Below are 21581 nucleotides of genomic sequence, written 5' to 3' on the forward strand. Positions count from 1 at the left end.
CTCGCCACATCTTCACCAAAACATTTCTCGCGCCTGCGATATTTTGTCCCAATCTTTCGCGGACAGGAGATTCCCATGCGTGTCGTCGTCCTTGGTGCCGGTGTCGTCGGTATCACCTCGGCCTGGTATCTGGCCCGTCAGGGCCATGAGGTGACGGTGATCGACCGCCAGCCCGGCCCGGCGCTGGAAACCTCCTTCGCCAATGCGGGCGAGATCAGCCCCGGCTATGCCAGCCCCTGGGCCGCCCCCGGCGTGCCGCTCAAGGCCTTGAAATGGCTGTTCCAGCGCCATGCGCCGCTGGTCATCCAGCCGCGCCCCGACCCGGCCATGATCGAATGGCTGCTGCGGATGCTGGGCAACTGCACCTCGGCCGCCTATGCGGTGAACAAGTCGCGCATGGTGCGGCTGGCGGAATATTCCCGCGATTGCCTGATCGAGCTGCGTGCCGAAACCGGCATCACCTATGACGAACGCACCAAGGGCACGCTGCAACTGTTCCGCAGCGAAAAGCAGGTGGCCGCGGCCGAGAAGGACATCGCGGTGCTGAAGGCCGATGGCGTGCCGTTCGAGGTGCTGGATGCCGACGGCTGCATCGCCGCCGAACCTGGTCTGGCCGCGAACCGCGACAAGATCGCCGGCGGCCTGCGCCTGCCCGGCGACGAAACCGGCGACTGCTTCCTGTTCACCAACCGTCTGGCCGGCATGGCCGCCGAACTGGGCGTCACCTTCCGCTGGGGCGTTGACATCCGCCGGCTGGACAGCGACGGCCACCGCATCACCGCCGTTGACACCAGCGCCGGCCCGATTGCCGCCGACGCCTTCGTTCTGGCTCTGGGCAGCTATTCGCCCGCGCTGGCCCGCCCCTTCGGGATGCGCCTGCCGGTCTATCCGATGAAGGGCTATTCGCTGACCATCCCGATCACCGACGAAACCCACGCCCCGGTGTCCACCGTGATGGACGAAACCTACAAGATCGCCATCACCCGGCTGGGCGACCGCATCCGCGTCGGCGGCCTGGCCGAAATCGCCGGCTTCTCGCACAGCCTGCCCGCCCGCCGCCGCGCCACGCTGGAACTGTCGGTCTCCGATCTGTTCGGCAAGGGCGGCGATCTGTCCCGCGCCACCTTCTGGACCGGGCTGCGCCCGATGACGCCCGATGGCACGCCGCTGGTGGGCCGTTCGACCGTGCCGAACCTGTTCCTCAACACCGGCCACGGCACGCTGGGCTGGACCATGGCCGCCGGGTCGGGCCGGGTGCTGGCCGACATGATGTCGGGCCGCACGACCGAGATCGACGCCACCGATCTGGGCTATGCCCGCTATCAGCGCAAATCGGCCCGCCCCGCGCCCCGCGCGCAGGCCGTTCCGGCCTGAGCCCCGCCTGACCGCTGACCCAGCGCCCGTCCTTCCCCAGCGGAAGGGCGGGCGTTGTCTTGTGGCCTTGCGGCGTCTGCGCGCCCTTTGTATGTTACTTTATAACATAACTCTCATAGGCCACCCCCATGACCGACACCCGCCTTCCCGTCACCGTCCTGTCCGGCTTCCTGGGGGCCGGCAAGACCACGCTGCTGAACCATGTCCTGAACAACCGTCAGGGCCGCCGCGTGGCCGTCATCGTCAACGACATGTCCGAGGTGAACATCGACGCCGACCTGATCCGCGAAGGCGCCGAACTCAGCCGGTCGCAGGAAAAGCTGGTCGAAATGACCAACGGCTGCATCTGCTGCACCCTGCGCGACGATCTGTTGACCGAGGTCCGCCGTCTGGCCGCCGAGGGGCGTTTCGATTACCTGCTGATCGAATCCACCGGCATCGCCGAACCCCTGCCCGTCGCCGCCACCTTCGATTTCCGCGATGATCAGGGCCGCAGCCTGTCAGACCTCGCACGGCTGGATTGCATGGTCACCGTGGTCGATGCGGTGAACCTGCTCCGCGATTTCTCCAGCCATGATTTCCTGGCCGACCGCGGCGAAACTGCGGGCGAAGGCGACGAGCGCAGCCTTGTCACCCTGCTGACCGAACAGATCGAATTCGCCGATGTGATCGTGCTGAACAAGGTCACCGACGCCGGCCCCGCCCGGGTGGACGCCGCGCGCAAGATCCTGCGCGCGCTGAACCCCGACGCCCGCGTGATCGAGACCGACCGTTCGCAGGTTGCCCCCGAGGCGATCTTCGACACCGGCCTCTTCGATTTCGACGCCGCCCACATGCACCCGATGTGGGCCAAGGAGTTGTACGGTTTCGCCAACCACACCCCCGAGACCGAGGAATACGGCATCTCCTCCTTCGTCTACCACGCCCGCGCGCCGTTCCACCCCGCCCGCATCCATGCCGCGCTGAACGGTGACCTGCCCGGCGTGATCCGCGCCAAGGGGCATTTCTGGATCGCCACCCGCCCCGACTGGGTGGCCGAGTTTTCGCTGGCCGGCGCCCTGTCCACCGTGTCGCCGCTGGGCCGCTGGTGGGCCAGCGTCCCGCCCGACCGCCTGCCCACCCACCCCGAGGCGCAGGCCGAAATCGCCCGCCACTGGGCCGAACCCTGGGGCGACCGGCGGCAGGAAATCGTGTTCATCGGCGCCGGCATGGACCGCGACGCGATCTGCGCCCGCCTGAACGCCGCATTGGTGCAGGCCGCCGATTTCACCCCCGCCGCCTGGGCCACCCTGCCCGACCCGTTCCCCAACTGGCGGCGCACCGCGGCATGACCAACCTCACCTCTCCGCGCGCGCGATGGCGGAACGTTGATCCCATGGCCGCCTATGATCGCCTGCCCCCTGATCTGCGGCTATGGCTGGCCGGGGCCGCTCTTCCGTGGAGCGCAACCTCGGTCCTTCGCCTGTGGAAAAGGGCGCTGAAGGAAACCGGCTGCCCCCAGGCCGCGCGCGACCGATTGGCCCGTGCCGAACAAAAGATCCTGGCGCAGGAGGCGGCAAGGGTCTGGGGGGCAGCCTATCCTGCATAAACAGGCGACGGTCGCCAAGCTGTCGTTCACACCTCTCAGGGGGGCGGCTTGCGTGCAGGAATTCAAGATGCGCGAACGGGTCATTTGCCCTAAGGATAGGGGGGTTCTGCTTTGGCGTTGCTTGCCAAGCGCATTGTGAAAGGTTCGACATGTCTTTGCGCCATTGGAAACAAGCCCTGATCGGCGCCGTGATCAGCATCTTTTCCTGCCTTGTCCTGGCAAGTTCGGCCACCGCCCAATCCTGCCCGGACTTGCCCGGCTTTGCCCCGCTGGACAGCCTGCCCGTCTATGACGGCGCCTGTCTTTTCGGGGCCAAGGATGCGGGTTTCACCGCCTTCGACCTGATCACCGGCCCGCTGAAGGGCCGCGCGAAGGGCGAGATTGTGGCAGTTGAAGGCACACTGCAACGCAGGCTTTATGTTGGCCCCGAAGGGACCAGTGCGTTTGACCTGTTCAGCAACTACCGCAACGCGCTTGTGCAGGGCGGCTTCGACATCCTGTTCGAATGCGTCGAGCGCGCCTGTGGCAGCCCGAACGCCCTGCTTGGCAAGACGGTGATCTATGGTCCCGACCGAAAGCTGAAAAACCTCAAGGCTCAGTCAGAGTTCGCACTGTATATCGCGGGAGAAGAGCATTATCTGGCGGCCCGTTCCGCCGATGGCACCCGTCATATCGCCGTCTATGTCGCTCAGAACCAGAAGAATTCGATCTCGGGTCAGGCCGCAGGCCGCGCGGCGGTGCATATCGACCTGATCACCTCAGCCGCACTGGCCGAAAAGATGATCGACGCTGCGGCGATGGCAAAGGGCATCACGGACGAAGGGCACGTCGCGCTGGACAATGTATACTTCGATTTCGGCACGGCCACCCTGACGCCCGAAGCCAAGCCTGCCATTGCCGAAATGGTCAAGCTTCTGACCGAAAACCCGGGCCTGAAGGTCTATATCGTCGGCCACACCGACTGGGTCGGTGATCCCGCAACCAATCAGGCCTTGTCCGAACAGCGTGCGCAGGCGGTGGTCGCGGCGCTGGTTCAGGCCGGGATCGCCGGGGAAAGGCTGGGCGCGGCCGGGATGGGGCTTTACGCACCCCGCGCCAGCAACACAACCGAGGCAGGGCGCAGCCTTAACCGCCGGGTCGAGTTGGTCGAGCGCGCGGACTGACCAAAGCCCGCGCCAGAGGCCCGCGCCAGTCCAAGGCGCGGGCCGCCCAGCTCAGACCGGGCGCTTGGCGAAGCGCAGATAGGGCAGCTTGATGTCCAGCTCGCCATATTTCGCCCGCGCCTCGTCCGTCGGCACCGACAGGGCGACAATCACGTCCTGCCCCGGCACCCAGTTCGCGGGCGTGGCGAAGGGCACGCCGTCGGTGGCCTGCACCGCATCCAGCGCCCGCAAGATCTCGGCAAAGTTGCGGCCCACGCTCATCGGATAGGTCATGGTCAGCCGCACCTTCTTGTCCGGCCCCACGATATAGACCGTGCGCACCGTCGCCGTGTTCGCCGGGGTGCGGCCCTCGGTCGGCAGATAGTATTCCGCCGGCAGCATGTCATAGGCCTTGGCCACGGTCAGGCTGGTGTCGTCGATGATCGGAAATTCGGCGGGGGCGCCGCCAAAGGCCTCGATGTCGCGCTTCCACTTCTCGTGGTCGGCCACGCTGTCCACCGAAACGCCGATCACCTTGGTGTTGCGCTTGGCGAATTCGCCCGCAAGCTGCGCCACGGCGCCGAACTCGGTCGTGCAGACCGGGGTGAAATCGCGCGGGTGGCTGAAGATGATGGCATAGCTGCCGCCCAGCCAGTCATGGAACCGGATCGTCCCGGCGGTCGATTCGGCGGTGAAGTCGGGGGCGATGTCATTGATGCGAACGGACATGATGTTCCTCGGTCAGATTCCGGCCTTTCAGATAGACCATTCGGAACGCGGTTTCATCCCCCCGGCCGGATTTGCCGGGAAAAGAGAACACTGTTCCGCCCAAACCTGCCAAGGCATCACGACCGTTCCCGCAGCCCCCCGGCCAATCCCGACGCGGCGGCGTCGGTCCCCGGCTTGCGAAAGCGGGCCTGACACGCCATGTTTGATCAAATCCCCTTCCCGCCCCCCCCTCGAGGATGCCATGCTTACCAAGCGCGATTTCTACATCAACGGCCGCTGGGTCGCCCCGGCCAAGCCCCGCGACTGTCAGGTCATCAACCCCTCGACCGAGGAACCCTGCGCCGTCATCAGCCTGGGCGATCAGGCCGATACCGATGCAGCCGTCGCCGCCGCCAAGGCCGCCTTCCCGGCCTGGGCCGCCACGCCGCCCGCCGAACGCGCCCGCCTGGTGCGCGGCATCCTGGTGCAATACGAAAAGCGCCTGCAGGAATTTGCCGAAGCCATCAGCATGGAAATGGGCGCGCCCATCGACTTTGCCCTGTCCGATCAGGCGCCCTGCCTGCCCTGGCACACCGGCAACTTCCTCAAGGCCTTCGAGCATATCGAATGGATTCGTCCGCTTGACCCCAGCCTTCCGCGCGACAGGCCGCAACCGGCCGTGGCGCTGGAACCGATCGGCGTCGTCGGGCTGATCACGCCCTGGAACTGGCCGGTGAACCAGATCGCGCTCAAGGCCATTCCGGCCATGCTGGCCGGCTGCACCTGCGTGCTGAAACCGTCCGAGGAAAGCCCGCTGAACGCGATGCTCTTCGCGGAATTCTGCCATGATGCCGGCATCCCGCCCGGCGTGTTCAATCTGGTCAACGGCGATGGGCCGGGCGTCGGCACCCAGCTTTCCACCCACCCCGATGTCGAGATGATCTCCTTCACCGGCTCCACCCGCGCCGGCCGCGCCATCTCGAAGGCCGCCGCCGACACGCTCAAGCGCGTCACGCTGGAACTGGGCGGCAAGGGGGCGAACCTGCTGTTCGCCGATGCCGATGACAAGGCCGTGGAACGCAGCGTGCGCCGGATGATGGAAAACACCGGCCAAAGCTGCAACGCGCCCTCGCGCCTGCTGGTGGAACGGTCGGTCTATGACCAGACGGTCGCGAAGGCCGCCGAAGTGGCCAACAGCATCAAGGTCGGCCCCGCGCATGAAAGCGGCCCCCATATCGGCCCGGTGGTGAACAAGCGCCAGTGGGACCAGATTCAGGGCTATATCGAAAAGGGCATCGAGGAAGGCGCCCGTCTGGTGGCCGGCGGCCCCGGCCTGCCCGACGGCTTCAACCGTGGCTTCTATGTCAAGCCCACAATCTTTGCCGATGTGAAGCCCGGCATGACCATCGAGCGGGAAGAGATCTTCGGCCCGGTCCTGTCGATCATCCCCTTCGAGACCGAGTCCGAGGCGGTGCAGATCGCCAATGACACGCCCTATGGTCTGACCAACTATGTCCAGTCGGGCGATCCCGCCCGCACCAACCGGCTGGCCCGCCAGTTGCGCTCGGGCATGGTGGAAACGAACGGCAAGTCCCGGGGCGCCGGCAGCTTCTTCGGCGGGGTCAAGCAATCGGGCCGCGCCCGCGAAGGCGGCATCTGGGGGCTTGAGGAATTCCTCGAACCCAAGGGGATCTCGGGCTACGATTTCACCCTGTAAGGCGGCTGCGCTGACGTATGGCTGTCTGCCATACGTCAGTCATACGCAGGGCAGACGTGCAGCAGACGCGGGGGATGGGCCTTTTGCGGCCATCCCATGCCGTTTTCGGGCAACCGCGTGGCACCCCCCGCGCTAGCCTTCCGACAAGCCGGAGGCCACCCATGACCCAGCATCGCCACCTCACCTCGCCCCTGTCGCTGCGCGGCCATACCCTGCGCAACCGCATCGTGTTCGGGGCCCATACCAACAACATGTCGGACATGGGCCTTCCCGGCCCGCGGCAGGGAAAATACCTTCTGGAACGGGCCCTTGGCGGGGCGGCGATGGTGGTGTGCGAACCCGTCCCGGCGCATCGCACCGGCGTGCTGACCCGGGGCAACCTTCTGCCCGAGTCGGACCAGATCATCCCGCATTTTCAACGCATTACCGATGAAGTCCGCGCGGCCGGGGCCGTGGTGATCCAGCAGATCTACCACGTTGGCGCCCATGGCGATTCCGACCTGTCCTTCCAGCCGCATTTCAGCCCCTCGGGCGGCCCCTCCTACCATGACAGCGACGGCAGCCACCGGATGACTGTCAATGAAATCAACGAGGTGCTGGATGCCCACGTCGCCGCCGCCGTCCGGGCCAAGACCTGCGGCTTCGACGGGGTCGAGGTCTGGGCGGCCTATCACTCCCTGCTTGACCAGTTCTGGACACCCTGGTCCAACACCCGCGATGACGACTGGGGCGGCAGCCTTGAAAACCGCACCCGTTTCTCCCGCACCCTGATCGACCGCATCCGCCGCACCTGCGGCGAAGACTTCGTGATCGGCCTTGCCATCAGCTATTCCGAGGTCTTTTCCGAGGTCACGCTTTCGGCAGAAAACCTGTGTGAAATCATCGCCCTGCACGATACCACCGGCCATGTTGACTATGTGACGGTGGGCGCCGGCAGCTACCTGGATTTCGAACGCATCATCCCGCCCTTCACCCATGCCGAAAAGCTGACCACCCCGCTGACGGCCCGGTTGAAAGGCATCGTCAAACACGCTCTCATCACCTCGGAAGCCGGCATCCGCACCCCGGACAATGCCGAAACCATCCTCGCATCCGGCGAGGCCGATCTTGTCTCCATCGTCCGCGGCCAGATCGCCGACCCCCACCTTGCCCGCAAGGTGATGGAAGGCCGGGCAGACGACATCCGCGGCTGCATCTCCTGCAACCAGATGTGTTGGGGCCGCCGCTCGCGAGACTACTGGATTTCCTGCCTGATCAACCCCAGCGCGGGGCGCGAATTCGAATGGGGTGGCGACCGCTTCACCCCCGCAGCCCAAAAGCGCAGCCTTCTGGTCGTCGGCGCCGGACCGGCAGGGCTTGAAGCCGCCCGCGCCGCGGCCGAGCGTGGGCACAGCGTTGAAATCGTTGAGGCTTTGCCGGTGATCGGCGGGCAGTTCCGGCTGGCCGGACAACAGCCGCGCCGGGCACAGATCCTGGACTTGATGGATTGGTATGAGCGCCAATTCACGAAACTGGGCGTCACCTTGCGGCTCAACACCTTCCTCGACGCGGACGAAATCGCCGCCCACCCCGCCGACACCGTGATCCTGGCCACCGGCTCGCTGCCGGAGGAGGGCGGGTTCCAGCGCTGGCTCCCGCACGAACCCACGCTTCCCGGCCTTGAAAACGGCCATGTCCACAGCCCCGAGGCCATTCTGCGGCGCGAGGTGCGGCCCGGAAATGAAGTGATCCTGTATGACGAAGGCAGCAACTGGCGCGGCGTCGGCACCGCCTGGTGGCTGGCGGAACAGGGCCATCGGGTGACGATCGTCACACCGGAACCCTATGTCGGGAAAGAGATTTCCCGCACCGCCGCCGATGGCGCCGCCCGCCGGGCACTGGCCGCCAAGGGCGCGCGCTTTGTCACCGAAAGCCTGATCGCCCGCTGGCACGGCAACGGCGCTACCGTCCGCAGCCTGCTGACCGGCGAGGAAACCCAGATCCCCGCAAGCGCCTTGGTGATGTGCACCACCAACCGCAGCTTCGACCCGTTCCCCGAGGCTTTCCCCGGCAAGGAAACCCATCGCATCGGCGATTGCGCCGCGCCCCGGCTGGCTGCCTATGCCTTCCACGAAGGCCGCAAGCTGGCGCTGGCGCTTTAGGCCAGCAGCGCTTCGATCCGCATCGCCTCGGGGATGCCGGTCTCGCGCCCGTCCAGCACCAGGTCGGCCAACACCTCGCCCACCTTGGGCGCGACGCCAAAGCCGATCTTGAAGCCGCCATTGGCGATGAAATGCCCCGCCCGCCCCGGCCATGCCCCCAGCACCGGCCCCCGCGTCTTGGCGCGCGGCCGCAGCCCGGCCCAGCGTTCCAGAACCTCGGCCCTGGCCAGAACCGGCATCATCGCCACGGCGCGGGCCAGAACGGCATCAAGCTGTTCGTCGGGCCCGTCCGTGGTCCAGGTATTCTCGGCGGTGGAACCTATGGCCACGGTGCCATCGGCATGGGGCACGGCGAAGGTTCCGGCGGCAAAGACCTGCGGCTGATCGCGGGCGTCGAACCGCAGGCGCAGCGCCTGTCCCTTGACGCCCGCCCCCAGCTTGCGGCCAAAGGCGGCGGACAGTTCGTTCAGCCCGGCTAGCCCGGTGGCATGGACCACGGCGCCGGCCTCTTCCCCCTCCCCCAGCACGATCTCGGCCCCCTGCGCCCGCAAGGCCGCCTCAAGCGCCGCCGCCGCCCCGCGCGGCGACAGGCGCGCGGTCAGCGTGTCGCGCACCAGCCAGCCCGAAGGCGAGACCGGCTCCCACGCGGCGCCGGTGGCGGGCACCACCTGCCAATCGGCAAAATCGCCCCACAACTGCGCCGCAGCGGCCACCCGGTCCCGTGCGGCGGCCACCGCGGCCTCATCCGCCAGCGGCTGCAACCGGCCCGACCGCAGATAGCCGGGGTCTTTCCCGCCCGCCTGCGCCACGGCCTGCCACCAGCCGGGCGCCAGTTTCAGCGCCTCGAACTGAAACTGCTTCAAGGGGTTCCATGCCTCGGGCGCGTGGGGCGCCAGCGCCCCCACCAGTCCGCCGGTGCAGCCACCGCCAATGCGCCCCGTCTCGATCAACCGCACCCTTGCGCCCCGCCGGGCGCAGGCCCAGGCCACCGACAGGCCAAAGATTCCACCGCCCCGCACCGTTACATCGACGCTTGCCATTGCCCGTCTCCTGCCGCATCCAAGGCGTCGAAGGACTAGGCCCATGCCCAACGAACCGCAACCGGAACTGGACTGGAAGGACGGGGTGATTCCCGTCGCGCGCGCCTTCGACGACCCCTACTTCTCGCTTGCCGGCGGGTTTCAGGAAACGCGACATGTGTTCCTGTCGGGCAATGGCCTGCCTGAACGGCTGTGCGACGGGTTCCATGTGGCCGAACTGGGCTTCGGCACCGGGCTGAACCTGCTGACGCTGGCCCTGGCCTGGGCACAGACCGGGCGGCCGGGCCAACTGCGCTTTACCACCTTCGAGGCCTTTCCGATGGCGGCCGAAGACATGGCCCGCGCGCTGGCGGCCTTTCCCGAAGCGGCGACGATTGCCGCGCCGCTGATCGACGCCCGCCGCGCCGGAAAGACCGAGTTCACCCTTCCCGCCATCGCGGTGCGCATCCTGCTGGGCGATGCGCGCGACACGCTGCCCCGCTGGGAAGACCGGGCCGATGCGTGGTTTCTGGACGGGTTTTCCCCCGCCAAGAACCCGCAGATGTGGGGCGAGGATCTGATGGCCGAAGTGGCCCGCCACACCGCACCCGGCGGCAGCTTTGCCACCTATACCGCCGCAGGCCATGTGCGCCGGGCGCTGGCCGCCGCCGGCTTTGCCGTGGAACGTGCGCCCGGTTTTGCCGGCAAGCGCCATATGACAAAGGGGCGCCTTGCCGGCGCCCCCGAACCGGCCTGAGCCGCGCCGTTATTGCAGGATCATCCCGTCGGGCCAGCGCATGTTGTAGCCCAGGCTGATTTCCTGCTTGGCCCCGGCGGGAAGATCGAATTCCCAGGCCAGAATCCCGCGCTGGCCATCCAGATCGGTCTTGGCCGGCGCGGGCTTGGCATCGACCGTGATCTCAAGGTCTTCCTGTTCCGAATAGGGGATCTGGTCGATCACCCGCAGCGGCCAGGACTCATCCCCAAGGTTTTCAACCTTCAGCACTGCCACTTCGCTGGCCTCGTTCGAGGTCGAGATGAAGCCGCGCTGCCCCGAATCGCGCACCGGCATGTCGCGGCTGACCTGAACCGTTTCCAGCGCCCCGAAGGCGATCTCGGCTTCGGCGCCGGGGGCGACGGGTTGCAGCGACGTGCCGCCGACAAGCACGCCTTCGCGGAACAGCAGCGCCTCACCGGCCAGCAGCGGCTCGGCCGATGTGTTGACGAACTCGGCCACGACAAAGGCGGTGCGGTCCCAGCGGGGCACGGCAACCGCCGTCACGGTCGGTGCAGCCTCGATCCGGTCAAGCGACAGGCGCAGGTCTTCCACGCCCGAGGCGACATCGACCGCGCGGGGGTAGTGATAGACCACCGTATCGCCTTCCATCCCGGCGGCGGCGGTTACGGGGGCCGGCATCGCTTCGGCCACCGGGGCCGCGGCTACGGCCTCATCCGCCGCCGTCATCCGGGCGCCCCCCTTGGCCAGTTCGCTTTCAGATTGCTCGGGCACGATCCAGCGCTGTTCGGGCCACAGCGTGCTGGGGGCCGCCTGATCGGCGGGGCGGGATGTGGACAGGGTCAGATCGACCGCGGACCAGTCTTCGCCCGTGGCCTGGCTGACCAGAACGCTGCGCTCGATGGTCAGCTTGTTGCCGCCTTCGCGGGTCAGGTTCAGGTCATAGAACGGCCGCCAGCTTGCGCCGGAAATGTAATGGGTGACGGTCAGCTTCGCCTCGCCGGCTGCCGCCGCATCCACAGCCACGGCCAGCGCGGTGTAATCGGCATCGCGGGCGGGCAGCGCGTCAAGGGCGGCCTGCGCCTTGGCCAGGTCTTCCTGCGCCGTCTCCAGCGCCTTCTGGGCCGGCCACAGGTCCAGCCGCGCCGCAGCCGCAGCCTCGCGCGCGGCGCGGGTTTCGGTCTCGATCATGTCGGCCATGGCCTTCACGCCCTCGGGCGTGGCGTTGTCGGGCAGACCACCGTTGAAAGACGCCAGAAAGGCCGCGCGGGCATCGGCCGCGTCGATCCGGGCCTGAACCGCCTCAACCCCCGCCAGTGCCGTGCGCTCGGCGGTTTCCAGACGCTCGACCTCGGCCTTGGCGGCCTGCTGGTCGGGTGTCAGCGGGTCTTCGCGCGGGGGCAGCCGGTCAGCCCGCAGGGAAAACGCACCGAAACTGGTGCCTTCGTCGCCCTGCAACCGCATCAGCCCCGGTTCGGTTGAGGCGGGCATGTCGGTGACCAGCAGCTCATGCGACCCGGCCGACGGGGCTGTGAAGATCACTTCGCGGGTGATCTTCGCCCCGTCGGGGTAAACGGTGACGGCGGTGATGGTGCTGGTGGCGGGAATGACATCGGCCAGCGCCGGCAGGGCGGTGGTGGCCAGAAGAACGGCAAGAAGGGCGCGCATGGCGATGGCCTTTGGTTGGGGTTCTGCGCGGACCCTAAGGCCGCCGCACGCATCGCGGCAAGGCGGGAAAACCCGGCCCAAGGATCGCGGGCCGGGCTGCGTCTTATCCGGTCAGACCATCTCGAACGTGGCCGGATCGGGGCCGCAGCGCACCCCTTCGTCCAGCGTGGCAAGGGCGGCCATTTCCTCGGGCGTCAGTTCGAAGTCGAAGATGTCTAGATTCTCGATCTGCCCGGCCTCTCGGGTGGACCGCGGAATGACCGAGGCGCCGATCTGCACATGCCAGCGCAGGATCACCTGTGCGGGCGTCTTGCCGGCCCGTTGCGCCGCCGCCACCACGGCAGGGGCATCGAAGCTCTTGCCCTGCCCCAGCGGTGTCCAGCTTTGGGTGACAATGCCAAGCTGGTCATGCAGGGCGCGCAGTTCGGTCTGCTGCAAGCGGGGGTTCACCTCGATCTGGTTCAGCACCGGCACCACGCCGGTTTCACCGATCACCCGTTCCAGATGCGCCGCGTTGAAGTTCGACACGCCGATCGACCGGCAATGACCTTCCTCACGCAGGCGGATCAGCGCACGCCAGGTATCGACATACAGATCACGCGCCGGGCAAGGCCAATGGATCAGGCACAGGTCCACCTGATCCAGCCCCAGGCGGGCCAGGCTCGCCTCCATCGCGCGCAACGTGTTGTCGTGGCCCTGGTCGGCGTTCCAGATCTTGGTGGTGATGAACACCTGATCGCGCGGCAGGCCTGATTGGCGGAAGCCTTCGCCCTGACCCACCTCATTGCCATAGATCGCCGCGCCGTCGATCAGCCGGTAGCCAAGGCGCAGGCCGGTGGCCACGGTTTGCGCCGTGATGTCAGCGGGCACCTGCCAGAGGCCAAGGCCGATTTGCGGGATCGTGTTGCCATCGTTGAGGCGGAGACGGGTTGCCATGAGAAGGTCCTTTCGTTCGGGCGCGAGAAAACTCTGCCGGCGGGAAAGGTGCAAGGCGAAATCGCCGCAGCTTCAAATGCGCGAGATCGCCGCGCCGCAATGGAAAAGGGTCTTGGTCACAGCCATGACCAAGACCCTTCCCGAACAGGGTTGAAGTCCCCTTAGCCCTTTTTCAGCACCCGCTGACCCAGCACTTCCGCGATCTGCACCGCGTTCAGCGCCGCACCCTTGCGCAGGTTGTCGGACACGCACCACAGGTTCAGCCCGTTCTCGACGGTCGAATCCTGGCGGACACGGCTGATGTAGGTGGCGAATTCGCCCACACATTCGATGGGGGTGATGTAGCCACCGGCCTCACGCTTGTCGACAAGCATCACGCCCGGCGCTTCGCGCAGGATGTCCTGCGCTTCCTGCCAGTCCAGCGGCTCCTCGAACTCGATGTTGATCGCCTCGGAATGGCCAACGAACACCGGCACCCGCACGCAAGTGGCGGTCACCTTGATCGCGGGGTCGAGAATCTTCTTCGTCTCGGCCACCATCTTCCATTCTTCCTTGGTCTCGCCCGAGTCCAGGAACACGTCGATATGCGGAATCACGTTGAAGGCGATCTGCTTGGAAAACTTCTTCGGCGGCACTTCCTGCACGGGGTTGTAAACCGCCTTGGTCTGATCCCAAAGCTCGTCCATGCCTTCCTTGCCGGCGCCCGACACCGACTGGTAGGTCGACACGACAACGCGCTTGATCTTTGCCCGGTCATGCAGCGGCTTCAGCGCCACCACCATCTGCGCGGTGCTGCAGTTGGGGTTCGCGATGATGTTCTTGTTCTTGTACATGTGGATCGCATCGGCGTTCACTTCCGGCACGATCAGCGGGATTTCCGGGTCGTAGCGGTAGAGCGACGAGTTGTCGATCACGATGCAGCCGGCCGCTGCGGCCTTGGGTGCGTATTCCTTGGTCGGCCCCGACCCCACCGCGAACAGCGCGATGTCCCAGCCAGTGAAATCGAAGGTGGCCAGGTCCTTGGTCTTGATGGTCTTGTCGCCAAAGCTGACTTCAGTGCCCAGAGATTTGCGCGACGCCAGCGCGGCAATCTCGTCCACCGGGAACTCGCGCTCGGCGAGGATGTTCAGCATTTCGCGGCCCACGTTGCCCGTGGCACCCGCGACGACGACCTTATAGCCCATCGGGGTATCTCCATTCACCGTTCCCAAGGCGGGAACGGGCGGCTGTTAGCGTAATAGGGGGCGCGGGGAAAGGGCGGAATCGGGCCGCGCCCTCAGTCGGTGCGATCCTGTGACAAAAGATAGATGGCCAGCCCGACCGCGGTGGTGATCGCGAAGAAGGCGAACACCGCGGCAAAGGGCGCCGCAGGGGCCGGCTGGGCGGGCGTTGCGGCGAACAGATAGCCGGTGACATGCTGCGCGATGCCGACCGAGGCGATGCCGAACAGGTTGACCAGCGTCACCCCGCGCCCCACCAGATGCGGCGGAAAGAACGCCCGCGCATGGGCAATGACGATGGGGAAGGTTGATCCGAACAGCCCCACGCCCACGAACATCAGTGTCGAGAACAGCGCCGATTGCTGCGGCGCCAGCCACAGGGCGGTGATGAAGCACAGCATGGCCGCATTGCCGCCGAAGATCACCCATTTGCGGGTGCCCAGCCAGCGGTCCATCGGGCCGATGGCAAAGCTGCCGATGACCATGGCAATCCCCATCCACAGGCCCGCCATGCCCACTTCGGGCCGGGAATAGCTCCAGACATCGGTGAAGTAGGGCCCCAGCCACAGCCCTCGCAACCCGCCCGGCGGCGCATAGCAGACCAGCATCATCGCCAGGATCGGCCAGATCGCCGGCATCTTCAGCAACGTCAGAACCGAATCCTTCGGCCCCTCGGGCGTGGCCACGCGAACCGGATCGCGCACCAGAACCGCCACCGCCGCCGCAATCAGCGCGGTGATGCCCGCCAGCGCCCAGACGGTTTCCCGCCAGCCGAAGGCTTCGGCCGCAGCGGTCAGCGGCAGCGAGGCGGCGATGTTGCCCAGACTGCCGATGCCGATCACCATGCCGGCCAGCGTGCCGAAGACCGCGGGCGAGAACTGCCGGGCGAAGATGTAGTAGCTGGCCATCAGCACGGGCGAGCAGCCCACCCCGATCAGCGCCATTGCCACCTTGATCACGAAGGGCGAGCCCGCCATGGCAAACAGCGCAGCACCGCCCGCGCCGATCAGCAGGCAGAAGGCGGCGGTCCGGCGCGGACCGATCCGGTCCAGCGCGATGCCGACGGGAATCTGCATCGCCCCGAAGGCCAGGAACCAATAGCCCGAGGCCGAGGCCAGATCGGCCTTGGTGGCGCCAAGTTCGGCTTCAAGCACCGGGGCAAGCACCGCAAGGAAAGCGCGGTAGAACTGCGACAGCACATAGCCGGCGACCAGACTGGCGATGCCAAGGCGCATGAAATCCTCCCTTGTGACAAGGGTTTGTCGCAAGCCCGCACAGCGCCTGCAAGGTGGCGGGGAAGAAAAACCCGCCTTGCGCAAAACCCGGCACAGGCGTCTGATACCTTCATTCGGAACCGGAGGTTTTCATGCGCCCCTTGCTTGCCGCCCTGCTTGTCTCTACCGCCCTGCCGGCTGCCGCCAATGACGGCTTCGGCGGGCTGTCCTCGACCGGGCTGACCTTCAGCCAGACCGATGCGGTGGCCATGCTGCAGGAAGACCTGTTCATCAGCGTCGACAAGGTTTCGGTCGATTATGTGTTCAAGAACACCACGGGCGCCGATGTCACGGGCGAGGTGATCTTTCCCCTGCCGCCGGTTTCGGTCTGGGCGTCGTGGGAATCGATGATGAACCTGCCCGAAGACCTGACCAAGCCCGATCTGGTGGATTTCCGCGCCCTGGTGGACGGCAAGCCGGTTCAGGTGACCATCGACCGCATCGCCGTGATCGAGCCGCCCTATGACGAGACCCGCCCCGTCAGCGAACAGTATGACAGCCCCGGCCGCGATGTGACGGCCGATCTGGAACGGCTGGGCCTGCCGATCACGCTGGATGCCGGGTCGTTGCGCACCGCCCTTCTGGCCCTGCCGCCCGAGAAACAGGCCGAAGCCAAGGCCGCCGGTCTGGCCGATTTCTACGAAGGCGATCCGGCGCAGAACATCCCCGAGGATGCCACGGCCAGTTGGTCCATCGTCACCCGCTATCACTGGACCCAGACCTTCCCCGCCGGGGCCGAGGTCAAGGTTCACCATGAGTATGTGAACCGGCCGGCAGGGGGCATCTTCTACTGGAGCGAACCGCCCGAAGACTATCAGACCTATCTGGTCAATCAGTATTGCATCGACGCGGGCACCTCGAAGGCCCTGATGAAAGCCCTGTCGCGCACCGATGAGACGGGCGAGACCGCCGCCTATGGCACGGCCTTCAACATCGACTATGTGCTGCGCACCGCCAACAGTTGGGCCGGTCCGATCGGCAAGTTCCGCCTGACGCTGGACAAGGGCGACTCGCGGAACGTCATCTCGCTTTGTGCCGACGGGGTGAAGAAGACCGGCCCGACGACCTTTGTCATCGAAAAGACCAATTATACCCCGGACAAGGATCTGGCGGTTCTGCTGGTCATGCCGATGACGGACTGACGGCTCAGGCCGGCTGCACCTGCATCGGGCGTTCGCGCACGGGCAGGTGCACCAGCGCCGAGAAGGCCCCGACGCCGACACCGATCCACCAGACCAGGGTGTAATCGCCGTTCAGGTCATACATCTTGCCGCCCAGCCAGACGCCCAGGAAGCCGCCGATCTGGTGCGACAGGAAGACAAAGCCATAAAGCGTGCCCATGTAGCGCAGCCCGTAGATATGCGCGACAAGGCCCGAGGTCAGCGGAACCGTGGCCAGCCACAGCGCCCCCATCACCGCCGAGAACACCAGAACCGAAGTCGGCGTGATCGGCAGGAGGATGAAGGCCGCCGCGGCAATGGTGCGGGCGGTATAGATGCCGGCCAGCAGGTATTTCTTGGTGTATCGCTTGCCCAGCCAGCCCGCCGTGATGGTGCCCACGATGTTGAACAGCCCGATGGTTGCAATCGACAGCGCCCCAAGCGCGGATGTGGTGGTGATGCCGATCATCGACAGCATTCCGCCGGGGTCGATCGGTCCGCACAGCTCGGTCACGAAGGCCGGGAAATGCGCGGTGATGAAGGCCAGTTGATAGCCGCAGGAAAAGAAGCCCAGGAAGATCAGCGTGTAGGACGGATCGCGGAACGCCCGCACCAGAACCTGACCCAGCGTTTCCTCAAGCTCGGCCCGGGTTGCCACCCGGGGCGAACGGATGAAGGGCAGCGCGAACAGCGAAGCGAGGATCACCCCGGCAAAGACGATGAACACCGATTGCCAGGACATGAACTGCATCAGGAATTCGGCCGCGGGGGCACCGAACACCTGACCTGCCGACCCGGCCGCCGTGCCGATGCCAAGCGCCATGCTGCGGTGTTCGGGCGCGGCCGCCCGGCCCACGATGGCCAGGATCACGCCAAAGCCGGTGCCGGCGATGCCGAAGCCTACCAGGATCGCAAGCAACTGATGCTGCCCCGGCGTCACCGCAAAGGCCGAAAGCACCAGCCCAGCCGCATACATCAGCGCGCCCGCGACAATCGCCTTCCGGTCGCCGAACTTCTCGGCCAGCATCCCGAACAGCGGCTGGCCGATGCCCCAGGCCAGGTTCTGGATCGCGATGGCCAGGCTGAATTCCGACCGTGCCCAGCCGAATTCCTGTGCCACCGGAATTTGGAACACCCCGAACGAGGCGCGGATCGCAAAGCCCAGCATCAGGATGATCGACCCGGCAATCAGCACGGGCGTAATCAGGGGGGCCTTGGCCTGCATCGGAGACTCCGGATTTTACGCAAGGCGGCCAAAGTGCGATGCCCCGCGACAGAGGTCAAATGCCGTTTTGTGATGCACACAATCGCCGCGGCAGGGGTCAGCGGCGATAGGGGCTTGCGCCCGGAGAATCCGGCCGGGATGATCGGCCGCGCAACCGGGCTGAGCCGTGTCGACTTCGCGGCGCAAGGGCCGGAACCGGGGCATTGAACTCAAGCGAGGGCGGGAATGAGCAACGACTGGTGGAAAGGCGCGGTGACCTATCAGGTCTATCCCCGGTCATTCCAGGATTCCGATGGAGACGGGGTTGGCGACCTGAAGGGGATCACCGCCCGCCTGCCCTATCTGGCCGACCTTGGGGTCGATGCGGTCTGGCTGTCGCCGTTCTTCCGCAGCCCGATGAAGGACATGGGCTATGACGTGTCCGACTATACCGATGTCGATCCGGTGTTCGGCACCCTGGCCGATTTCGACGCGCTGGTCGCCCGCGCGCATGACCTGGGCCTGCGCGTGGTCATCGACCAGGTGCTGTCGCATTCGTCGGATCAGCACCCGTTCTTTGCCGAAAGCCGCGCCAACCGCAGCGGGCCGCGGGCGGACTGGTATATCTGGGCCGACCCGCGCCATGACGGCACGCCGCCCAACAACTGGCTGTCGGTCTTCGGCGGCCCGGCCTGGACATGGGACGGGCGGCGGCGGCAGTATTACCTGCACAACTTCCTGACCGAGCAGCCGGATTTCAACTATCACAACCCGGCGGTGCAGGACTGGGCGCTTTCGGTGCTGCGGTTCTGGCTGGAACGGGGGGTGGACGGCTTCCGCTTCGATACGGTCAACTACTTCTTCCACGACCCGCTGCTGCGCGACAACCCGGCCGATTACCGCGACAAGACCGAACCGGAAAGCAGCCCCTACGGGATGCAGTATCACCTGTTCGACAAGAACCGCCCCGAGAACCTGGCTTGGCTGGGGCGCATCCGGGCGCTGCTGGATGAATATGGCGCCGCCTCGGTGGGCGAGGTGGGCGAAAGCCACCATGCCATTCAGATGATGGGCGACTATTCGGCCCCCGGTCGCCTGCACCAGTGCTACAGCTTCGAAATGCTGGGGCGCGATTATTCCCCAGCCGTGTTCCGCGACCGGATCGAAGGCTTCTTCAAGGGCGCCCCGGACGGCTGGCCGATGTGGGCCTTTTCCAACCATGACGTGCCACGGCAGGCCTCTCGCTGGGCGGGGTTCGGCGTTGATACCGACACACTGGCGAAGCAGGCGGCGGCGCTGCTTCTGTCCTTTGAAGGCTCGGTCTGCCTTTGGCAGGGCGAGGAACTGGGCCAGACCGATACCGAGCTGGCCTTCGAGGAACTGACCGATCCGCAGGGTATTGCCTTCTGGCCGGCGCCGGTGGGGCGCGACAACACCCGCACGCCGATGGTCTGGGACAGCGGGCCGCAGGGCGGGTTCACCACCGGCACACCCTGGCTGCCGGTCAAGCCGCAGCAGGCGGCGCGCAATGTGGCGGGGCAAGCCGGCAAGGCCGGGTCAGTGCTGGAGTTCTATCGCGCGATGCTTGCCTTCCGCCGCGCCACCCCGGCGCTGCGCCAGGGCAGGACGCAGTTCCTGGACACCCCCGCGCCGGTTCTGGCCTTCCAGCGCGGCGAAGGGTCGGGGGCGGTGCTGTGCCTGTTCAACCTGTCACCGGAAACCGTGGCGCTGGCTTTCGAGGCCCCGCTGGTGCCAGCAGGGCCGCAGCAGAACGCCACGCTGGCCGACGGTGTGCTGACACTTGGCCCGAACGCGGTGATCTTCCTGCCCCTGCCCTGACGGGCAGGGTCAGGCGAGATAGGCCCGGAAGCTGCGGACCACTTCTTCATAGACCGCGCGCTTGAAGGGCACGATCTCGGTGATCATCCGGTCCACGTCGATCCAGCGCCAGGTCGAAAACTCGGGGTGTTCGGTCTGGATGCGGATCTGGTCATCGCTGCCCAGAAAGCGGAACAGAAACCACTTCTGCCGCTGGCCGCGATACTTGCCGCCCCAGACCTTGCCCAAAAGCTCGGGCGGCAGGTCATAGGTCACCCAGCCGTGGGTCTTGGCGACGAATTCCACCAGATCAGCGGTTACCCCCGTTTCTTCCCACAGCTCGCGCAGCGCGGCGGCCTTCGGCTTTTCATCGCCGTCGATCCCGCCCTGCGGCATCTGCCAGGCGGGCGACGGGCTGTCGATGCGCTGACCCGCGAAGACCAGGCCTTCGCGGTTCACCAGCACAACACCCACACAGGGCCGGTAAGGCAGATCCTTGTCCTGCGACATGGCCGCCTCAGGGCTTGGCATGGGCAATGGTCGACAGCCCGGTCAGGATGTCCACGGCATAGGCCAGTTGGTAATCCTCATCGCGCAGCTTGGCCGATTCCACGGCACGGGCCTGTTCTTCCTGATAGACGCGCTTCTCGTCCTCGGTCATCGAGTCGTTCGAGATCGCGCCGCGCAGATCGGCCTCGGACCGTTCCTTCATCGCGGCTGATTCCTCTGCTTTCGCTTCGGTTTCAGCCGAGCCCGGGGTGGGCGGTTCGGGCTGCTTGACCACGATGTCGGGCGAAATTCCCAGGGCCTGGATCGACCGGCCCGACGGCGTGTAATAGCGCGCCGTGGTCAGCCGCATCGCGCCGTCACCCTTCAGCGGAATCAGCGTCTGGACCGAGCCTTTGCCAAAGCTCTTGGTGCCCACGACGATGGCGCGGTGATGATCCTGCAACGCGCCGGTGACGATTTCCGACGCCGAGGCCGAGCCGCCGTTGATCAGCACCACGATCGGCTTGCCGGCGATCAGGTCGCCCGGGGTGGCGTTGAAGCGTTCACCATCCTGCGGGTTGCGGCCGCGGGTCGAGACGATTTCCCCTTTTTCAAGGAAGGCGTCCGAGACACTGATCGCCTCGTTCAGCAGGCCGCCGGGGTTGTTGCGCAGGTCGATGACCACGCCCTCGACATTCTCGATGCCGCCCAGTTCCTCGATGCCCTTCTTCAGCGCCTCTTGCACGCCAGAGGTGGTCTGGTCGTTGAAGGTGGTGATGCGCAGCACCACCGCCTTGCCGACAACACGGCCCTTGACCGCCGTCAGCTTGATGGTGTCGCGCAGGATCGACACGTCAAATGGGTCTTTGGTACCTTCGCGCACCACGGTGATGATGATCTCGCTGCCCACCGGGCCGCGCATCATGTCAACCGCCTGGTCCAGCGTCAGGCCCAGGATCGATTCCCCGTTCACATGGGTGATGTAGTCGCCGGCCTTGATGCCGGCCTTGTCGGCCGGGGTGCCATCCATCGGCGAGATGACCTTGACGAAGCCTTCCTGCTGGGTGACCTCGATGCCAAGGCCGCCGAACTCGCCCTTGGTCTGCACCTGCATGTCCGCAAAATCCTTGGCGGACAGATAGCTGGAATGGGGGTCAAGCGAGGTGAGCATCCCGTTGATCGCGGCCTCGACCAGCTTGTCCGTCTCGACCGGCTCAACATACTGGGCGCGGATACGGTCGAAGATGTCGCCGAACAGATCAAGCTGTTCATAGACCGAGCTTTCCTTCGACGCTTCCTGCGCGATCAGCGGCCCGACCTGACTGGTCAGAAGAACGCCGGCCAGTGTCCCGCCCGCGGCGGCCATCACGAGTTTCTTCATCGGTCT

Annotated in this window: 18 protein-coding genes; 9 read left to right on the forward strand and 9 right to left on the reverse strand. The window is 66.1% G+C overall.

Annotated elements, in window-relative coordinates:
• The first annotated feature begins 75 nt into the window (after nucleotides 1-75).
• The 4 genes from B6K69_RS08995 to B6K69_RS09010 all read left to right on the forward strand — a co-directional run bounded on the left by B6K69_RS08995 (nucleotide 76) and on the right by B6K69_RS09010 (nucleotide 4125).
• Complete coding sequence (locus B6K69_RS08995) at nucleotides 76-1374, forward strand: D-amino acid dehydrogenase (protein ID WP_108643535.1); 1299 nt, start codon at nucleotides 76-78, stop codon at nucleotides 1372-1374.
• 128 nt (nucleotides 1375-1502) lie between these two features.
• Nucleotides 1503-2705 (forward strand): GTP-binding protein, encoded by a 1203-nt coding sequence (locus B6K69_RS09000; protein WP_108643536.1) that lies wholly within the window; start codon nucleotides 1503-1505, stop codon nucleotides 2703-2705.
• 44 nt (nucleotides 2706-2749) lie between these two features.
• Nucleotides 2750-2962: a DUF6525 family protein gene (locus B6K69_RS09005; protein ID WP_236939011.1), complete on the forward strand. Its 213-nt coding sequence runs from the start codon at nucleotides 2750-2752 to the stop codon at nucleotides 2960-2962.
• 149 nt (nucleotides 2963-3111) lie between these two features.
• The gene (locus tag B6K69_RS09010; protein ID WP_108643538.1) at nucleotides 3112-4125 is read left to right on the forward strand and encodes an OmpA family protein; all 1014 of its coding nucleotides are present in this window, start codon (nucleotides 3112-3114) and stop codon (nucleotides 4123-4125) included.
• A gap of 51 nt (nucleotides 4126-4176) precedes the next feature.
• Here the strand turns inward: B6K69_RS09010 and B6K69_RS09015 are convergent, their stop codons facing one another.
• Nucleotides 4177-4833 (reverse strand): peroxiredoxin, encoded by a 657-nt coding sequence (locus tag B6K69_RS09015; RefSeq protein WP_107673191.1) that lies wholly within the window; start codon nucleotides 4831-4833, stop codon nucleotides 4177-4179.
• Between the two features lie 241 nt (nucleotides 4834-5074).
• On the opposite strand from B6K69_RS09015, the gene B6K69_RS09020 reads away from it, so the two are divergent.
• Entirely contained in the window at nucleotides 5075-6529 is a 1455-nt protein-coding gene (locus B6K69_RS09020) for an aldehyde dehydrogenase family protein (protein WP_108643539.1), read from the forward strand.
• 161 nt (nucleotides 6530-6690) lie between these two features.
• Nucleotides 6691-8670: an oxidoreductase gene (locus B6K69_RS09025; RefSeq protein WP_108643540.1), complete on the forward strand. Its 1980-nt coding sequence runs from the start codon at nucleotides 6691-6693 to the stop codon at nucleotides 8668-8670.
• Here B6K69_RS09025 and B6K69_RS09030 read toward each other — a convergent pair.
• The gene (locus B6K69_RS09030) at nucleotides 8667-9710 is read right to left on the reverse strand and encodes an NAD(P)/FAD-dependent oxidoreductase (protein ID WP_108643541.1); all 1044 of its coding nucleotides are present in this window, start codon (nucleotides 9708-9710) and stop codon (nucleotides 8667-8669) included. The two genes, B6K69_RS09025 and B6K69_RS09030, sit on opposite strands and share 4 nt — an antisense overlap.
• Before the next feature lie 43 nt (nucleotides 9711-9753).
• On the opposite strand from B6K69_RS09030, the gene mnmC2 reads away from it, so the two are divergent.
• Complete coding sequence (gene mnmC2, locus B6K69_RS09035) at nucleotides 9754-10446, forward strand: tRNA (5-methylaminomethyl-2-thiouridine)(34)-methyltransferase MnmC2 (protein ID WP_108643542.1); 693 nt, start codon at nucleotides 9754-9756, stop codon at nucleotides 10444-10446.
• Between the two features lie 9 nt (nucleotides 10447-10455).
• Here mnmC2 and B6K69_RS09040 read toward each other — a convergent pair whose 3' ends face one another.
• The 4 genes from B6K69_RS09040 to B6K69_RS09055 all read right to left on the reverse strand — a co-directional run bounded on the left by B6K69_RS09040 (nucleotide 10456) and on the right by B6K69_RS09055 (nucleotide 15484).
• The gene (locus B6K69_RS09040) at nucleotides 10456-12093 is read right to left on the reverse strand and encodes a DUF4139 domain-containing protein (protein ID WP_108643543.1); all 1638 of its coding nucleotides are present in this window, start codon (nucleotides 12091-12093) and stop codon (nucleotides 10456-10458) included.
• 111 nt (nucleotides 12094-12204) lie between these two features.
• Entirely contained in the window at nucleotides 12205-13029 is an 825-nt protein-coding gene (locus B6K69_RS09045; RefSeq protein WP_108643544.1) for an aldo/keto reductase, read from the reverse strand.
• A gap of 161 nt (nucleotides 13030-13190) precedes the next feature.
• Nucleotides 13191-14213 carry an aspartate-semialdehyde dehydrogenase gene (locus B6K69_RS09050; protein ID WP_107673184.1) on the reverse strand — a complete coding sequence of 341 codons (1023 nt, stop codon included), beginning with the start codon at nucleotides 14211-14213 and terminating at the stop codon, nucleotides 13191-13193.
• A gap of 92 nt (nucleotides 14214-14305) precedes the next feature.
• A complete protein-coding gene (locus B6K69_RS09055; RefSeq protein ID WP_108643545.1) occupies nucleotides 14306-15484 on the reverse strand; it encodes an MFS transporter in 1179 nt (392 codons plus the stop codon).
• A 131-nt stretch (nucleotides 15485-15615) separates the two neighbouring features.
• Between B6K69_RS09055 and B6K69_RS09060 the strand changes: the two genes are divergently transcribed.
• Nucleotides 15616-16665, forward strand: coding sequence for a DUF4424 family protein (locus tag B6K69_RS09060; RefSeq protein ID WP_108643546.1), 1050 nt, complete (start codon nucleotides 15616-15618; stop codon nucleotides 16663-16665).
• Nucleotides 16666-16669: 4 nt separating this feature from the next.
• Here the strand turns inward: B6K69_RS09060 and B6K69_RS09065 are convergent, their stop codons facing one another.
• Complete coding sequence (locus tag B6K69_RS09065) at nucleotides 16670-17908, reverse strand: MFS transporter (protein ID WP_108643547.1); 1239 nt, start codon at nucleotides 17906-17908, stop codon at nucleotides 16670-16672.
• Nucleotides 17909-18133: 225 nt separating this feature from the next.
• Here B6K69_RS09065 and B6K69_RS09070 point away from each other — a divergent pair, with 225 nt between their 5' ends.
• A complete protein-coding gene (locus tag B6K69_RS09070; protein WP_108643548.1) occupies nucleotides 18134-19726 on the forward strand; it encodes an alpha-amylase family glycosyl hydrolase in 1593 nt (530 codons plus the stop codon).
• Nucleotides 19727-19735: 9 nt separating this feature from the next.
• Here B6K69_RS09070 and B6K69_RS09075 read toward each other — a convergent pair whose 3' ends face one another.
• Both B6K69_RS09075 and B6K69_RS09080 read right to left on the reverse strand, forming a co-directional pair.
• A complete protein-coding gene (locus B6K69_RS09075; RefSeq protein WP_107673179.1) occupies nucleotides 19736-20215 on the reverse strand; it encodes an RNA pyrophosphohydrolase in 480 nt (159 codons plus the stop codon).
• Nucleotides 20216-20222: 7 nt separating this feature from the next.
• On the reverse strand, nucleotides 20223-21575 hold the full coding sequence (locus B6K69_RS09080; protein WP_108643549.1) for a S41 family peptidase: 1353 nt from the start codon (nucleotides 21573-21575) through the stop codon (nucleotides 20223-20225).
• Nucleotides 21576-21581 lie beyond the last annotated feature (6 nt).

It is taken from the genome of Pseudogemmobacter blasticus, assembly GCF_003071405.1.
Taxonomy (GTDB): domain Bacteria; phylum Pseudomonadota; class Alphaproteobacteria; order Rhodobacterales; family Rhodobacteraceae; genus Pseudogemmobacter; species Pseudogemmobacter blasticus.

What these genes read in the sequence shown, in the direction of transcription:
- B6K69_RS09040 (WP_108643543.1), bottom strand. Translation starts at nt 12,093, where the DNA reads ATGCGCGCCCTTCTTGCCGTTCTTCTGGCCACCACCGCCCTGCCGGCG.
- B6K69_RS09075 (WP_107673179.1), bottom strand. Translation starts at nt 20,215, where the DNA reads ATGTCGCAGGACAAGGATCTGCCTTACCGGCCCTGTGTGGGTGTTGTG.
- B6K69_RS09000 (WP_108643536.1), top strand. Translation starts at nt 1,503, where the DNA reads ATGACCGACACCCGCCTTCCCGTCACCGTCCTGTCCGGCTTCCTGGGG.
- B6K69_RS09050 (WP_107673184.1), bottom strand. Translation starts at nt 14,213, where the DNA reads ATGGGCTATAAGGTCGTCGTCGCGGGTGCCACGGGCAACGTGGGCCGC.
- B6K69_RS09055 (WP_108643545.1), bottom strand. Translation starts at nt 15,484, where the DNA reads ATGCGCCTTGGCATCGCCAGTCTGGTCGCCGGCTATGTGCTGTCGCAG.
- B6K69_RS09030 (WP_108643541.1), bottom strand. Translation starts at nt 9,710, where the DNA reads ATGGCAAGCGTCGATGTAACGGTGCGGGGCGGTGGAATCTTTGGCCTG.
- B6K69_RS09060 (WP_108643546.1), top strand. Translation starts at nt 15,616, where the DNA reads ATGCGCCCCTTGCTTGCCGCCCTGCTTGTCTCTACCGCCCTGCCGGCT.
- B6K69_RS09045 (WP_108643544.1), bottom strand. Translation starts at nt 13,029, where the DNA reads ATGGCAACCCGTCTCCGCCTCAACGATGGCAACACGATCCCGCAAATC.
- B6K69_RS09025 (WP_108643540.1), top strand. Translation starts at nt 6,691, where the DNA reads ATGACCCAGCATCGCCACCTCACCTCGCCCCTGTCGCTGCGCGGCCAT.
- B6K69_RS09065 (WP_108643547.1), bottom strand. Translation starts at nt 17,908, where the DNA reads ATGCAGGCCAAGGCCCCCCTGATTACGCCCGTGCTGATTGCCGGGTCG.
- B6K69_RS09020 (WP_108643539.1), top strand. Translation starts at nt 5,075, where the DNA reads ATGCTTACCAAGCGCGATTTCTACATCAACGGCCGCTGGGTCGCCCCG.
- B6K69_RS09005 (WP_236939011.1), top strand. Translation starts at nt 2,750, where the DNA reads ATGGCCGCCTATGATCGCCTGCCCCCTGATCTGCGGCTATGGCTGGCC.
- mnmC2 (WP_108643542.1), top strand. Translation starts at nt 9,754, where the DNA reads ATGCCCAACGAACCGCAACCGGAACTGGACTGGAAGGACGGGGTGATT.
- B6K69_RS08995 (WP_108643535.1), top strand. Translation starts at nt 76, where the DNA reads ATGCGTGTCGTCGTCCTTGGTGCCGGTGTCGTCGGTATCACCTCGGCC.
- B6K69_RS09080 (WP_108643549.1), bottom strand. Translation starts at nt 21,575, where the DNA reads ATGAAGAAACTCGTGATGGCCGCCGCGGGCGGGACACTGGCCGGCGTT.
- B6K69_RS09010 (WP_108643538.1), top strand. Translation starts at nt 3,112, where the DNA reads ATGTCTTTGCGCCATTGGAAACAAGCCCTGATCGGCGCCGTGATCAGC.
- B6K69_RS09070 (WP_108643548.1), top strand. Translation starts at nt 18,134, where the DNA reads ATGAGCAACGACTGGTGGAAAGGCGCGGTGACCTATCAGGTCTATCCC.
- B6K69_RS09015 (WP_107673191.1), bottom strand. Translation starts at nt 4,833, where the DNA reads ATGTCCGTTCGCATCAATGACATCGCCCCCGACTTCACCGCCGAATCG.